Consider the following 15,505-nt stretch of genomic DNA (forward strand, 5'->3'; position numbering starts at 1 on the left):
TTATCTCAGCTCAATAGGCACTTGGAAAACCACGTTTTCTTCTCTTCCCTGGGCCTCTTCAACGTTATCGGCACCCAGATTCTGAAGCTCGGCGACCACCCCTTTCACCAGGACTTCCGGTGCAGAGGCGCCCGCAGTCACACCAATATTGGCGGCCCCTTCCAGCCAGGCGGCATCGATATCTTCGGCACCGTCCACCAGGTGGGCGCGGGCCCCGGATTTCTCCGCCAGTTCACGCAGACGATTGGAGTTGGAGGAGTTCTTGGATCCCACCACCAACACCAGATCACAGCGGGAGGCCAACTCACGCACGGCATCCTGACGATTCTGAGTGGCGTAACAGATGTCATCTTTGCGGGGGCCGGCGATGGAGGGGAAGCGACTCCTCAGAGTCTCGATGATCTCTGCAGTATCATCCACCGACAGAGTGGTCTGGGTGACAAACTGCAGGTTGTCCGGATCCCGGACCTCCATCTTGAGCACATCTTCTGGAGATTCAACCAGATAGATCCCACCGTCGGTGTTATCGTACTGGCCCATGGTCCCCTCCACCTCAGGGTGTCCCGCATGGCCAATGAGCACACACTCCAGACCCTTGCGACTGGCTCGGGTCACCTGCATGTGCACCTTGGTCACCAGAGGACAAGTCGCGTCAAACACCTTGAGGCCTCGGTTGTCCGCTTCCTGGCGCACCGCCTGGGAAACGCCGTGGGCACTGAAGATGACGATGCTGTTATCCGGAACCTCATGCAACTCGTCCACAAACACCGCGCCCCGCTGACGCAGGCTGTCCACCACATAACGGTTATGCACCACTTCGTGACGCACATAGATGGGCGGCTCAAACAGCTCCAGGGCCCGCTCTACGATGCTGATGGCCCGGTCGACGCCGGCGCAGAAGCCCCGGGGGTTTGCCAGTTGAATCTGCATGCTCAATCCTTAACGATGATGTCCAGCACTTCCAGATCGAAGATCACCATCTGCCCGGCCAGGGGATGGTTGAAATCCACGGTCACAGAGTCCCCGGCCACCTCTCGGATGATGCCCGGTACCTGGTTACCGTCTGGAGTGGAAAACGCCATGATGGTCCCCTCAGTCAGATCCGCGTCGGCGGCAAACTGAGTACGATCCATATGGTGAATGTTGTCCGGGTTACGCTCGCCAAAGGCGTGCTGAGGGTCCAGGGAAAAACGTCGGGTCTCCCCTTTACCCATGCCGCGAATCGCCGCTTCGAACGCTCCGCTGAGGCTGCCGTCACCCAGAGTCAGCCGGGCGGGCTTGCCATGGGCCCGGGTGCTGTCGGCGACAGTGCCGTCGGGCAACTCCACATTAAAGTGAACGAATACCTGGCTGTTATTGCCAATCACTGGCTCTGTCATGACGCCTCCTTGACCTTACGGCCGTCCATCAAGCTGTCGAGGATCATCAGCACCGCGCCAACGCAGATGGCACTGTCGGCGATATTGAAGGCTGGCCAGTGCCAGCTCCCCACGTAGAAATCGATAAAATCCACCACGTAGCCATAGGCAACCCGGTCGATAACATTGCCTATGGCACCGCCGATGATCAGCGCATAGGAGAGGTTCAGCCGCCACTGGCTGCTCTCCTGGCGGCGCATCAGCACCAGCAACACCGTGGTCACCACCAGGGCAAAGCCGGCAAAGGCCCAGCGCTGCCAGCCGCTGGCATCCGCCAGGAAGCTGAAGGCGGCACCGGTGTTGTGCACATAGGTCAGATTCAGGCTGGGGATCAGGGCCACACTCTCATAGAGCTGAAAGCTGTCCATCACCGCCAGCTTGGTCGCCTGGTCCAGGACCAGGGCCACCAGCGCGACCCAGATCCATCGCAGGCCGCTGTTGTTCCACTGTAGTGCCATTGTCGCTCCGTTAGGCAAACTGACGCTGCTCTCCATCACCATCAACGTTGGTGACACAGCGGCCACACAAGGCCGGGTGCTCGGCGTGGCTGCCCACATCTTCACGGTGGTGCCAGCAGCGCTCACACTTGGCGGATTCGGACAGGGTCACACCCACCTTGATACCGGCCAGAGCGGTCTCAGCCAACTCACCGGCGTCAGCCAATGGCGCCAGCTTAACATCACTGGTGATCAGCACGAAGCGCAGCTCGTCACCCAGGCTGGCCAGCAGCGGCGTCAGCACGTCATCGGCATACAGGGTCACACTGGCATCCAGCGGGTTGTTAATGCCTTCGGACTTGGCCTCTTCCAGCGCCTTACGAACCACACTGCGCACCTCCAGCAGCTGCTGCCACTGGTCATCGCTCAGGGTGCCCGCTTCACGGCTCAGGCCGTCGAACCAGGTCTGGGTAAACACAAACTGGTCACGCTCGCCTGGCAGCAGCTGCCAGATCTCGTCGGCAGTAAAGCTCATTACCGGCGCCATCCAACGCACCATGGCTTCCAGGATCAGGTACATGGCACTCTGGCAGGAGCGACGGGCGTGGCTGTCCGCCTTGGCGGTGTACTGACGATCCTTAATGATGTCCAGGTAGAAGCTGCCCAGCTCGATGGAGCAGAAATGCATCAGCTTCTGGGTAACCTGCAGCAGGTTGTAGCTGTCGTAGGCTTCAATCAGCTCTTTTTGCAGGTCATAGGCACGGGCCACCATCCAGCGATCCAGCTCCACCATCTCAGCCGGGGCCACCATGTGCTGGCTGGGCTCGAAACCGTTGATGTTGGCCAGCAGGAAGCGGGCGGTGTTACGGATACGGCGGTAGGCGTCGGCGCTGCGCTTGAGAATCTCGTCGGAGACGGTCATCTCACCGGTGTAGTCGGTGGAGGCCACCCACAGGCGCAGAATGTCGGCACCCAGCTTGTTGACCACCTGCTGTGGGCTGATGACGTTACCGATGGACTTGGACATCTTGCGGCCCTTGCCATCCACGGTGAAACCGTGGGTCAGTACCTGCTTGTAGGGGGCCTTGTCCTTGATGGCCACACCGGTCATCAGTGAGGACATGAACCAGCCACGGTGCTGGTCGGAACCTTCCAGGTAGAGATCCACCTCGGCGCCACCAAACTCGTCGCGGGCATCCACTACGGAGGCGTGGGTCGAGCCGGAATCAAACCATACGTCCAGGGTGTCCATCACCTTGTCGTACTGTTCCGCTTCCTCACCCAGCAACTCGGCGGCGTCCAGATCCCACCAGGCCTGGATACCGGCCTCGGCAACCCGATCCGCCACCATGTTCATCAGGGCTACGGAGTTGGGGTGCAGCGCCTGGGTCTCTTTGTGGACAAACAGGGCGATGGGCACACCCCAGGTGCGCTGACGGGAGATACACCAATCGGGACGACCGGCCACCATCCCCTCGATGCGGCTCTGACCCCAGTCGGGGATCCACTGCACATCCTTGATCTCCTCCAGGGAGCGCTCACGCAGCTTGGCCTGGTCCATGGAGATAAACCACTGGGGCGTGGCACGGAAGATGATTGGGGTCTTGTGACGCCAGCAATGCGGGTAGGAGTGACGGAAAGACTCGTGATGCAGCAGGGCCCCCTTCTCCTTCAGCACTTCCACCACGGCATTATTGGCCTTGAATACGTGCTGACCGGCAAACAGCGGGGTGTCAGGCAGGTAAACACCGTTGTTGCCCACAGGGTTGGCCACCTCCAGGTTGTACTTCAGGCCCACCGCGAAATCCTCCTGGCCGTGGCCAGGGGCGGTGTGCACCACGCCGGTACCGGACTCGGTGGTCACGTGGTCACCCAGAATGGCCGGTACGGTCATCTCGTAGAAGGGGTGATTGAACTGCTGCATCTCCAGATCCTGGCCCTTACAGTAACCCAGGTTGTGGTAGTGCTCGATGCCGGCACGGTCCATCACATCCTTCACCAGGTCAGCGGCCAGAATCAGGCGCTCAGGGTGGTCACCCTCAACCTGAACCAGGGCATACTGCAGGTCGGCGTGCAGACACACGGCACGGTTGGCAGGCAGAGTCCAGGGGGTGGTGGTCCAGATCACTACGGAGACAGGACCCTGGCCAGTGTGGCCTTCGACACAGTCAAACTTGTCTGCCACCAACTTGGCGTCCACGGCGCTGAAACGCACATCGATGGAGGGAGAGGTCTTATCCTCATACTCCACCTCGGCCTCTGCCAGGGCAGAGCCACAGTCTGTGCACCAGTGAACCGGTTTGGCGCCCTTGTGCAGATGGCCATTGTCGATGATCTTGGCCAGGGAGCGGATGATCTCCGCCTCGGTACCGTAGTCCATGGTCAGGTAGGGCTTGTCCCACTCACCCAGCACACCCAGACGGATGAAGTCGGCCTTCTGACCTTCCACCTGCTTGTGAGCGTACTCACGGCACTTCTGACGGAACTCGGCAGCAGAGATCTTCTGGCCAGGCTTACCCACCTTGCCCTCTACCTTCAACTCGATAGGCAGACCATGACAGTCCCAGCCCGGCACATAGGGGGCATCGAAGCCGCCCAGGGTCTTGGACTTGATAATGATGTCTTTCAGGATCTTGTTAACAGAGTGACCAATATGAATGTCGCCGTTCGCATACGGAGGGCCATCATGCAGAATGAATGGCTTCGCGCCCTGACGGCTGGCACGAATCGCTTTATACAGCTCTTTCTCGTCCCAGCGTTTCAGCATCTCAGGTTCCCGCTTGGCCAGGTTGCCACGCATGGGGAACTCAGTTTCCGGCAGGTTTAGCGTTGATTTGTAGTCGCTCATCGATCCTTTCACCATAGTTCAGGTAACACCAACTATTTAATGCCCCTGGTATAAAGCAGTTTAAGACGCAGACAGCAGGGTCTTGGCCTGCTGAGCATCCTTGATAATCTGTGATTGCAGAGCCTCGAGAGATTCGAAAGCCTGCTCTTTTCTCAAGTGACTCACCAGAGCCACCCGCAAATGTTCTCCATAGAGGTCACCGTCGAACTCGAACAGGTGCACCTCCAACTGGCAGCGCGTTCCCGACACCGTGGGTCTGTGACCCACATTGGCCACCCCCTCATAGCAACGGTTGCGCTCATCATAGACCCGCACCGCAAACACTCCGTTGACGGGCACCACCCGGCGCTTCATCAGGATGTTGGCGGTAGGGAAGCCCAGAGTCCGCCCCAACTTGCGGCCATGAGCCACCCGGCCGGTAATCTGGTAGTGGTAGCCCAGCATCCCATGGGCCCGGTCCAGATCTCCGTGCGCCAGGGCCAGGCGTATCAGGGTCGAGCTGACCCGCTGCTGAGCCATCATAAAGCTGGCGGTGGGCACCACCTGAAAACCATGGTGCTCGCCAGCCTGCTCCAGGGTCTGGAAGTTCCCCTTGCGCCCTTTTCCGAAACAGAAATCGTCCCCTACCACCAGGTAGCGAACATCCAGCTTATCCACCAGCAGCTGATCAATAAACTGTTCACTGGTCAACTCGGCAAACCTGTGGTTAAAACTGATGCACAGCACCCGGTCCACCCCAAGCTCCGTCAGCCGCTGCAGCTTATCCCTCAGCAGGTTCAGACGTGCCGGAGCACGATCGCCGGCAAAATGCTCCTGAGGCTGAGGCTCAAACAGCATCACCGTGGTGGGCAAATTCAGCTCTTTGCCCTTTTCGACCAAGGAGTTAATCACCTCGGCGTGGCCCCGATGGACCCCGTCAAAGTTACCTATGGTCAGAACGCACCCCCGGTGACGGGGACGCAGATTATGTATACCTCGGATCAGCTCCATCGTATTGCCAGGGCTTTTTACTGTCGAAAATCGCCGGATTATACCTCAGAGTGACGCCGGAATCAGCACTCAGGCTGCACGCAAATGACGAGGGCGGATCCCGGACACCATCAAGATCACCAAATAGAGTGCCCCGCCTCCGCCAATCAGCGCCGCCAGGGTCAGGCAGCGCGCGGCAAAGGTCATGGCCACCCACTCACTTTCCGCGGGAGACAGTTGCAGCAAAGTCACCGCCATCACCACGGCAGCCACAATCACCCTGGCCACGAAACCCAGGGTCTCGCCACTCAGGCAGTAAACCCCCTGACGGCGCAGGCCAACGTAGAGCAATCCGGCATTGAGAGTGGCAGAGGCTGCGGTGGCCATGGCCAGCCCCACATAGCCGAAGGGGATAGCCAGCATCACATTGAACACCATGTTGCTCACCATGGCGATGATGCCATAGCGCACCGGCGTCTTGGTATCCTGACGGGAGTAGTAGCCTGGCGCCAGCACCTTCACCAGCATAAAGCTGAGCAAGCCACTGCCGTAGGCCATCAGGCTGTAAGAAGCCATCTGGCTGTCTGCCACAGAAAACTGACCGCGCATGAACAGCACCATCAACATCGGCTGAGCCAGGGCAATCAACCCCGCCGCCGCCGGCACGCCGAGCACCACCACTGAGCGTACCCCCCAATCCATGGTAGAGGCAAACTCACCCCCATTGTCACTCACATGCTTGCGGGACAGGGCGGGCAGAATCACCGTGGCGATGGCAATGCCAAACAGCCCAAGGGGAAACTCCAGCAAGCGATCCGAGTAGTAGAGCCAGCTGATGGATCCGGTCATCAGGAAGCTGGCGATAAAGGTGTCGAACAGCAGGTTGATCTGGCTGACCGACACCCCGAACATCGCTGGCAGCATCAGGGTGCGAATCCGCTTAACCCCGTCATCGTTCCAGCCCCAGCTGGGCCGCACCAACACCTTGGCCTTGAGAAGAAAAGGGATCTGAAACAGGAACTGAATCAGGCCGCCCAGGAACACCCCCCAGGCCAGGGCCAGTTCAGGGCGAGCCAACTGGGGGGCCAGCCAAAGGGCACAGCCGATGATGGCAATATTCAGGAATACCGGGGTAAAGGCAGCAACGGCGAAGCGCCCCAGAGTGTTGAGAATGGCTCCGGACAACGCGGTAAAGGTGATAAACCACAAATAGGGGAAGGTGATCTTCAGCATCAGGCTGGCCAGTTCAAACTTGGCCCCGGCGGGCTCGTCATTGAGCCAGGCCACGAACCAGCCGGTGCCAAACAGCGCCGCCAACACCGGCGAGGCCACCACCCCCACCAGGGTGACGATGGTCACCAGGGTGCCCAGGGTGCCACTGACCTTGGCAATAAGGTGGCGAACCTCCTCATCGCTGCCCTTCTGCTTATATTCGGTCAATACAGGTACAAAGGCCTGGGCGAAAGCGCCCTCGGCGAACAGGCGCCGAAGGAAATTGGGAATCTTGTTGGCCAGGAAAAAGACATCCGCCGCGGCACCCGCCCCCATGAGGTTGGCCACCACCACATCCCTAACCAATCCCAGAACACGGGAGATCAGGGTCATGGCACTCACCACCGCCCCGGAGCGCATCAACTGTTTACTCAAAGGAAATTGCTCTACTTTTCACTGCCGAGGCGCCGCAAAGAGGCTGGGGTGAGAAATATCCCTCACTGCCCCTGTCGCCCGACAAAAAATGCTGCTAGAATTGCGCCCCATCTTAAACTAGTTGGCCCGAAGAATGCCAAAGTTAGGAGTTTCTCCGAACTTGGTGTCGCTAATTTGCGCGGCGTGATTGACATTGCCCCATAAAAGCGGTATTTTCCACGGCCTTTGAGAATACGACAGCACCGTCTTTTAGGAGTTTGACCTTGGCTAACATCAAGTCTGCTAAGAAGCGTGCAATTCAGTCTGAGAAGCGTCGCCAGCACAATGCTAGCCGCCGCTCCATGTTGCGCACCTATCTGAAGAAAACCGTAGCTGCTATCGCCTCTGGCGACAAAGCTGCTGCTACCGAAGCTTTCAACGCCGCCGCGCCGATCCTGGATCGCATGGCGACCAAAGGCCTGATTCACAAGAATAAGGCTGCCCGTCACAAGAGCCGTCTGAACGCTCAGATCAAAGCTCTGTAAGCTTCTGGTTTCGTGACGATAAAAAACCGGCCTAGGCCGGTTTTTTTTATGCCTGAAATTCGGTGTCCCGCCCTTTCGCTTCTTTGCCTGGCCCCATCCGAATCTGCTACATTGCCCGGCCATGGAAAAATCACAACCACAAGGATCCCCATGCGTCTGCCCCTGACACTGCTCGCCAGCCTGCTGGCCGCCCACTCCACACTGGCCGCCCCCTTTACTCAAGAGGTCCTGGACCAGGGTCAACAGCTGCGCCAACACGCCACGGTCAGCAACCAGGCCTGGAATCTGCTGGAATCCCTGACTACGGAAGTTGGTCCACGGCTGCCAGGCACCGAAGCGGATCGCCGTGCCGTAGCCTGGGCCAAAGCCAAGCTGGAGACCATGGGATTCGACAAAGTCTACATCGAACCTGTGACCGTGCCCCACTGGCACCGAGGAGACGCCAAGGCCAGCATCACCGCCCCCTTCCCCCAACCCCTGGTGGTCAGTGCCCTGGGTAACACCATAGGAACAACCGCAGAGGGCGTCGAAGCCCAGGTGGTGGCCTTTGACAGCCTCGAAGAGCTGAAGAGCGCCGACGCCGACCAGGTGACCGGGAAGATCGTCTTCATCAACCATAAGATGGAGCGATACAAGGATGGCCGCGGCTATGGCCCTGTGGTCAAGGCCCGGGGCAAAGGCGCCGTGGAAGCGGCCAAGAAGGGGGCCGTGGCCATGCTGCTGCGCTCCGTGGGCACAGACAGCCACCGCTTCGCCCATACGGGTATGATGCGCTATCAGGATGGCATCGCCCAGATCCCCGCCGCCGCCCTCTCCAATCCGGACGCGGATCAGCTGGCCCGCCTGCTGAAACGGGGCCAGCCCGTCAGCCTCAACCTGACCCTGGGCAGCGAAACCCGTACCGAGCAGACCAGCCACAATGTGATCGCCGAGATCACCGGCAGCACCCTGCCAAATGAAATTGTCCTGATCGGTGCTCATCTGGACTCCTGGGATGAGGGCACCGGCGCCCTGGATGACGGGGCTGGCGTCGCCATGGTCACCGCGGCTGCCAAGCACATCATCGAGCGCGATCTTAAGCCCAGGCGCACCATCCGGGTGGTGCTGTTTGCCGCAGAGGAGATCGGCCTGGTCGGCGCCAAAGCCTACAAACAGGCGCACCTGGATTCACTGGACAGCATCTATATTGCCGCCGAGGCGGACTTTGGCGCTGGCCCCATCTATCGCCTGGACTCCAGGGTCAATGACGCCGCCCTGCCGATGATGGAGGAGGTTGCCAAGCAGCTGGCCTCTCTCGGGGTAGAGAGGGGTCACAACCGCACCTGGGGCGGCCCGGATGTCTCCATCCTGCCGGACGAAGGGGTGCCGGTGGCGGGCCTGTCCATGGACGGCACCGACTATTTTGACTTCCACCACACCATGGATGACACCCTGGATAAGGTGGATCCTGACGCCCTGCGCCAGAGCAGTGCCGTCTACACCCTCTACACCTGGCTGATGGCCAACGCCGAACAGACGCTGCGCCCGATTCCTCTTCCAAAAGAGTGACCCTGAAACACCCGCACAAAAAAGGAGGACCCGCGTCCTCCTTTTGTGTCTCTGCCGGACTCTACGCCGGCTCGTCCCGCAGGAACACCAGGGTCTTATCGTCGGAGTGCTCGGCGCTGTAGTAGTAACCGCCGTAGTTGAATTGCTCCAGCTGGGCCAGCTCGGTCACCTGCTCCTTGGCCATAAACCGAGCCATCATCCCCCGCGCCTTCTTGGCGTAGAAGCTGATGATCTTGTACTGGCCACTCTTAAAATCCTTGAATACCGGGGTCACTACCTTGGCGTTCAGCTCACGGATCTTCACCGACTTGAAGTACTCGTTGGACGCCAGGTTCACCAGAATCTGGGTCTGCTGCTCAGCCAGAGTCTGGTTGAGCCTGTCGGTGATCAGCTTGCCCCAGAATGCATACAGGTCCTTGCCCCTGGGATTGGCCAGCTTGGTGCCCATCTCCAGGCGATAGGCCTGCATCAGGTCCAGGGGGCGCAGCAGACCGTAGAGGCCGGAGAGAATCCGCAGATGCTGCTGGGTGTACGCCAGCTCCTGCTCATTCAGACTGCCCGCGTCCAGGCCGGTGTAGACATCGCCATTGAAGGCAAACAACGCCTGCTTGGCATTGTCTGCGGTAAAGGGAGCGCTCCACGCCTGGAACCTGGCCACATTCAGCCCCGCCAGCTTATCGCTGAGCTTCATCAAAGAGGCCAGATCCGCCGGAGTCAGCTTACGGCACACCTCAATCAGCTCGGCGGCCTCATCCAGCATCTGCGGCTGGGTGCTGACAGCAGTGGGGGCGGGGGTGTCGTAATCCAGATTCTTGGCGGGGGAAATAACGGCCAGCATGGCAGGCTCCATCCTTATTCAACAGTAGTGCAGCCATGATAGCACCGGCGCCAAACAAAAAAACCACGCCGGATGGCGTGGTTTTCGATAGGGGTAATCGGCTTACTTCTCCCAGACGCCCGGGGCCAGTTTGCCCTTGAGCTCGGGGAAACGTGCGGGATCGAAGCTGGGGGTCTTACCCGCATCCAGCTGCTGCACGTAGTCCTTGGCCAGTTTCACCGCCAGACCGGAGAGACCCAGGATCGCCACGATGTTCACCAGCGCCATCAGACCCATGGAGGCGTCGGCCAGGTCCCAGACCACAGCCACCTTAGCCAGAGAGCCGAACAGCACCATACCCAGTACGGCGATGCGGAACAGCATCAGCCCTTTGTGGGTGTTGCCGTTGAGGAACATGATGTTGTTCTCGGCGTAACTGTAGTTGGCGATGATGGAGCTGAAGCTGAAAAGGATGATGGCAAAAGCCACGAAGTAGCTTGCCCAGCCACCCAGTTCATTGGTCAGAGCCAGTTGCAGCAGGCCAATGCCCTGGGCATCACCCGGGTTGTCCAGCACGCCGGAGAGCAGGATGATGGCCGCCGAGGCGGTACAGATCACCAGGGTATCAACGAAGACACCGGTCATCTGGATGAAGCCCTGGGAAGCGGGGTGCTTGGGGTTAGGGTTGGCACTGGCCGCCACGCTGGCCGCCGAACCCATACCCGCTTCGTTCGAGAACAGCCCGCGCTTGGCACCGATGATCAGCGCACCCAGTGCACCGCCGGCAAACTGCTCCAGGCCAAAAGCACTCTCGATGATCAGCGCCAGAGCCGCAGGCACCTTGCCCAGGTTCATGAACACCACCACCAGGGCAACCGCCAGATAGACCACGGCCATAATCGGCACGATCACCTCGGAGGCGTGAGCCACCTTCTTCATACCACCGACAATGATGAAGGCGGTCGCGGCGACCATCACCAGGCCCAGCATCAGCTTATCGAGGCCGAAGGCATCACCGATGGCACCGGCAATGGTGTTGGCCTGAACGGCGTTGAACACAAAGCCGAAGGAGATGATCAGGAAGATGGAGAACAGGATGCCCATCCAGCGTTGACCCAGGCCCTTCTCCATATAGAAGGCGGGGCCGCCACGGTAGAAGCCTTCATCGTCCTCAACCTTGAACAGCTGAGCCAGGGTGGCCTCAACGAACGCGGTGGACATGCCAAGCAGGGCAATGACCCACATCCAGAAGATGGCGCCTGGACCACCACCGACGATGGCCACGGCAATACCCGCCATGTTGCCGGTACCCACACGGGCGGCCATGGAGGTACAGAACACCTGGAAGGAGGAGATGCCGTGTTCGGTCTCACGACCATGCATCACAGAGCGGAAACCATGGCCCAGGCGGCGGAACTGGATGAAGCCCAGGCGTACGGTAAACAGGAGGCCTGCAAATACCAGCAGGTAGATCAGGATGTGATTCCACAGTAGACCGTTTACGGCGCCGGTTGCCGAAGCCAGAACGTCGTTCACGGCTTCCAGGGCAGTGGCCCCGGTGACTGCTGTCATATTCATATTGGAATTCTTCTTTGCTGAGTGAAAAAACCCGGTGTCATTCTGACCGGTTCACTATTAATGGGACTGTCCCTAACCACAAAGTGCGGCCTTGCCTGGCCTTTCGCCCCGATTTAGGGTTGTAATTGAACAAAAGAGGGCAACTTTTAGGCACCTCTTTCGGGCGATGGGGGGGCACGTTAGCATAGGTTTTTCAGAACAGCGCGTGAGGCCGCTCACAACACAACACCCCGCTATCCTGGGCGCAACCAAAGCATTACCCAAAAAGCCACCCTCGGCAGCATTTTTTTAACCTGAAGCCAATATTTTACCCATAATCGTCGTGGCAAACCCCGGCCTGACGACTACCTTTTTCTATAGGCCGGAGATGTAGACCTGCGGCGACACTCGACTCTGATGACTTTTCACTCACCCATGGATGGAAATTGGCTCTGTTCCATGAAAAACCCGGTGAAAATTGACTTATATGGGTGAACCCAGGTGTCGCTTTGATCTAGACTCTCTGATTCTGCTCGAAAAAGTAGCCTGAAATCATTGAGAAACAAGCACCTTTTTCTATGCGGAGCCTGACTCTTGCCTCAGCTCACGGCTGGAGAGGGGGAAAGAGACCAAAGGGAATTCACTCCCAAAATGAGCGATTGGGTCCCTGAGGCTGGCGATTCACTGTAATTTTATTACTTTATTGTTGGCAAATAATACAAAATCGCATTTAATGGTGGGCTAATTGCCCAGAAAGTTGTAACGGAAGAACATCTATGTCTAATGCTCTAAACCAACTGAAAGCACTGACGACCATAGTAGCCGATACCGGTGATATCGAAGCGATCAAACGCTACCACCCGGAAGACGCCACCACCAACCCCTCTCTGATCCTGAAGGCCGCCCAGATCCCTGAGTACGCCCCCCTGATTGAGGAAGCGGTCGCCTGGGCCAAGGCGCAGAGCAGCGATCCTGCACAACAACTGGAAGATGCCGCCGACAAACTGGCGGTCAACATCGGCCTGGAGATCCTCAAGATCGTTCCCGGACGCATCTCCACCGAAGTCGATGCCCGCCTCTCTTTCGACACCAAGGGCTCCATCGATAAAGCCCACAAGCTGATGCGCCTCTATAATGAAGCGGGAATCAGCAACGAACGCATCCTGATCAAGCTGGCCTCCACCTGGGAAGGCATTCAAGCCGCCCGCCACCTGGAGCAGGAAGGGATCAACTGCAACCTGACCCTGCTGTTCAGCTTCTCCCAGGCCCGCGCCTGTGCCGAAGCCGGCGCCTACCTGATCTCTCCCTTTGTTGGCCGGATTCTCGACTGGTATAAAGCCAGCACCGGCAAGGAGTACAGTGCCGCCGAGGATCCTGGCGTACTTTCCGTCAGCAGCATCTACGACTACTACAAGCGCCACGGCTATCAGACCGTGGTGATGGGTGCCAGCTTCCGCAACACCGGCGAGATTCTGGAACTGGCAGGCTGTGATCGCCTGACCATTGGCCCGGGCCTGCTGGAGCAACTGGAACAGAGCAATGTTCAGGTAGAGCGAAAGCTGAGCTTCAGCGGCGACGTGGAATCCCGCCCGGCCCCCATCACCGAAGCCCAGTTCCGTTGGGAGATGAACCAGGATGCCATGGCCACAGACAAGCTGTCCGAAGGCATCCGAAACTTCGCCATCGACCAGGACAAACTGGAAGCGATGCTCAGCGAGCAGCTGACCGGCTAACGCGATTTTCCGGGCTCCCCCTGTGGGGAGCCTGACTGTTTTATAAGGATCTGTCATGAGCACCCTGACCTCCCTGCCTGCCTGGAAAGCCCTGGCGGAGCACGCCAAAGAGATTAAGGCCACCCACCTCAGAACCCTGTTTGCTGACGACCCAGCCCGCTCCCAGCGGTATCTGGCGGGGGCCGCAGGCCTGCAACTGGATTTCTCCAAGAACCGCATCAATGATCTGACTCTCAAACTGCTGGCCCAGCTGGCCGAAGAGTCCGGCCTGAGTGCCAAGATCGACGCCATGTTCGGTGGCGACGCCATCAACCACACCGAGAATCGTGCCGTGCTGCATACCGCCCTGCGCAGCAACAGTGATACCCCGCTGATGGTGGACGGTGAGGACATTCGTCAGGAGATCGCCAGCACCCTGAGCAAGATGGAAGCCTTCGTCAAGGCGGTTCACCAGGGTGAATGGCTCGGCTACACCGGCAAGAAATTTACCGACATTGTCAGCATCGGCATCGGTGGCTCCTTCCTGGGCCCCAAAATCATGGCCGAGGCGCTCAAGCCCTACTGGCATAAAGATCTCAATTGCCACTACGTGGCCAACGTCGACGGCACCGCCATCAGTGAAAAGCTGAAGAAGGTGGATCCCGAAACCACCCTGTTTGTGATGTCCTCCAAGTCATTCACCACTCAGGAAACCCTGACCAATACTCTGACCGCCCGAGACTGGTTCCTGGCCAAAGGAGCGCCGGATAAAGCCATTGGTCAGCACTTCGTTGCCGTAACGTCCAATGTCCCTGCCGCAGTCCAGTTTGGCATCGACGAAGAGAACATCTTCCCCATGTGGGACTGGGTGGGTGGCCGCTACTCCATGTGGTCTGCCATCGGCCTGCCCATCGCCCTGCAGATTGGTTTCGACTCGTTCCGTCAGTTGCTCGGCGGTGCCGCACAGATGGACCAGCACTTCCAGAGCGCGCCTCTGGAAAAGAACCTGCCGATGCTGATGGGGCTGCTGGCGGTGTGGTACACCAACTTCTTTGACTCCGCCAGCCATGTGATTCTGACCTACGACCACTACCTGCGTGGTCTGCCCGCCTACGTCCAGCAGTTAGATATGGAGAGCAACGGCAAAGGGGTCAACGCAGACAACAGCGACGTGGACTACCACACAGGTCCGGTAATCTGGGGCGGCGAAGGCACCAATGGCCAGCACGCCTACCATCAGTTGCTGCATCAGGGCAGCGGCGTGATCCCCGCAGACTTTATCCTGCCGCTGAACAGCCACAACCCCCTGGGCCGTCATCACGCCATGCTGGCCGCCAACTGTTTTGGCCAGACCCAGGCGCTGATGGCCGGCAAAACCCTGGAGGAGGCCCGCCGTGAGCTGGAGCAGAAGGGGATGGACGCCGACGCCATCGACGCCCTGGCTCCCCACAAGGTGATGCCGGGCAACAAACCCAGCAATACCCTGTTGATGAACAAACTGACCCCCGCCACCCTGGGCGCACTGGTTGCTCTCTATGAGCACCGCACCTTCGTCCAGGGAGCGATCTGGCAGATCAACTCCTTCGATCAGTGGGGGGTTGAGCTCGGTAAGGTGTTGGGCAATTCCATATTAGATGACCTGGAAAGCGATACACCAAAGCTGGATCAGGATGCCTCCACGGCCAGGCTGATTACTATCTTCCATAAAGGAGAGATCTAGTCGAGTAATCCCCTTCGGCCTCAGTAACCTTTATGCAACATTTGAGTTGCATACTGAAATCCGGCTGTGATATACCGATATTACTGAGGCAAAGCTGAGGAGGGGACCTATGGAAAGGTTGGATTACGGCTCACCATTAGGAAGCGTGGTCGAAAAGCCGACCCGTTCACGGAGCAGCAGCAAGAAGCGCAAGTGGCGGGAAATTGAAGCACTGAAAGAGCGTCATCGCTTGGAAAAAGAGCTGCAAGATATCGATTTCAACTACGAGCCCGACTGGGACCTCATCGAAGCCTGACAGAATTAAAAAA

The 15,505-nt window shown here is 58.7% G+C and carries 13 protein-coding genes; 5 read left to right on the forward strand and 8 right to left on the reverse strand.

The genetic code is table 11. The features are described 5' to 3' along the window. The 6 genes from ispH to murJ form a co-directional block, all read right to left on the reverse strand. A complete protein-coding gene (ispH, locus tag G505_RS0115560; RefSeq protein ID WP_028110395.1) occupies positions 1–930 on the reverse strand; it encodes a 4-hydroxy-3-methylbut-2-enyl diphosphate reductase in 930 nt (309 codons plus the stop codon). A gap of 2 nt (positions 931–932) precedes the next feature. Continuing rightward, entirely contained in the window at positions 933–1,379 is a 447-nt protein-coding gene (gene fkpB, locus G505_RS0115565) for an FKBP-type peptidyl-prolyl cis-trans isomerase (RefSeq protein WP_028110396.1), read from the reverse strand. Beyond that, positions 1,376–1,876 carry a signal peptidase II gene (gene lspA, locus G505_RS0115570; RefSeq protein ID WP_028110397.1) on the reverse strand — a complete coding sequence of 167 codons (501 nt, stop codon included), beginning with the start codon at positions 1,874–1,876 and terminating at the stop codon, positions 1,376–1,378. The genes fkpB and lspA overlap by 4 nt, the downstream gene beginning before the upstream one ends. Before the next feature lie 10 nt (positions 1,877–1,886). Beyond that, positions 1,887–4,703, reverse strand: a complete 2,817-nt coding sequence (gene ileS, locus G505_RS0115575) for an isoleucine--tRNA ligase (protein WP_028110398.1) — start codon at positions 4,701–4,703, stop codon at positions 1,887–1,889. A gap of 60 nt (positions 4,704–4,763) precedes the next feature. After that, on the reverse strand, positions 4,764–5,693 hold the full coding sequence (gene ribF, locus G505_RS0115580; protein WP_028110399.1) for a bifunctional riboflavin kinase/FAD synthetase: 930 nt from the start codon (positions 5,691–5,693) through the stop codon (positions 4,764–4,766). Positions 5,694–5,762: 69 nt separating this feature from the next. Then, positions 5,763–7,319, reverse strand: coding sequence for a murein biosynthesis integral membrane protein MurJ (gene murJ, locus G505_RS0115585; RefSeq protein WP_028110400.1), 1,557 nt, complete (start codon positions 7,317–7,319; stop codon positions 5,763–5,765). A 263-nt stretch (positions 7,320–7,582) separates the two neighbouring features. Between murJ and rpsT the strand changes: the two genes are divergently transcribed. Together rpsT and G505_RS0115595 are read left to right on the forward strand one after the other, a co-directional pair. Further along, positions 7,583–7,843, forward strand: a complete 261-nt coding sequence (gene rpsT, locus G505_RS0115590) for a 30S ribosomal protein S20 (protein WP_028110401.1) — start codon at positions 7,583–7,585, stop codon at positions 7,841–7,843. A gap of 150 nt (positions 7,844–7,993) precedes the next feature. Then, the gene (locus tag G505_RS0115595) at positions 7,994–9,391 is read left to right on the forward strand and encodes a M20/M25/M40 family metallo-hydrolase (RefSeq protein WP_028110402.1); all 1,398 of its coding nucleotides are present in this window, start codon (positions 7,994–7,996) and stop codon (positions 9,389–9,391) included. Between the two features lie 61 nt (positions 9,392–9,452). Here the strand turns inward: G505_RS0115595 and yaaA are convergent, their stop codons facing one another. After that, positions 9,453–10,229: a peroxide stress protein YaaA gene (yaaA, locus tag G505_RS0115600; protein ID WP_028110403.1), complete on the reverse strand. Its 777-nt coding sequence runs from the start codon at positions 10,227–10,229 to the stop codon at positions 9,453–9,455. Between the two features lie 102 nt (positions 10,230–10,331). After that, positions 10,332–11,780: an alanine/glycine:cation symporter family protein gene (locus G505_RS0115605; RefSeq protein WP_028110404.1), complete on the reverse strand. Its 1,449-nt coding sequence runs from the start codon at positions 11,778–11,780 to the stop codon at positions 10,332–10,334. A gap of 761 nt (positions 11,781–12,541) precedes the next feature. Between G505_RS0115605 and tal the strand changes: the two genes are divergently transcribed. The 3 genes from tal (at position 12,542) to G505_RS0115620 (ending at position 15,492) form a co-directional block, all read left to right on the forward strand. Continuing rightward, a complete protein-coding gene (tal, locus tag G505_RS0115610) occupies positions 12,542–13,498 on the forward strand; it encodes a transaldolase (RefSeq protein ID WP_028110405.1) in 957 nt (318 codons plus the stop codon). 55 nt (positions 13,499–13,553) lie between these two features. Then, the gene (pgi, locus tag G505_RS0115615; RefSeq protein WP_028110406.1) at positions 13,554–15,197 is read left to right on the forward strand and encodes a glucose-6-phosphate isomerase; all 1,644 of its coding nucleotides are present in this window, start codon (positions 13,554–13,556) and stop codon (positions 15,195–15,197) included. 109 nt (positions 15,198–15,306) lie between these two features. After that, positions 15,307–15,492 carry a DUF3545 family protein gene (locus G505_RS0115620; RefSeq protein ID WP_028110407.1) on the forward strand — a complete coding sequence of 62 codons (186 nt, stop codon included), beginning with the start codon at positions 15,307–15,309 and terminating at the stop codon, positions 15,490–15,492. Positions 15,493–15,505: the final 13 nt, after the last annotated feature.

Origin of the sequence: Ferrimonas futtsuensis DSM 18154, assembly GCF_000422645.1 — a bacterium.
Lineage (GTDB): Bacteria > Pseudomonadota > Gammaproteobacteria > Enterobacterales > Shewanellaceae > Ferrimonas > Ferrimonas futtsuensis.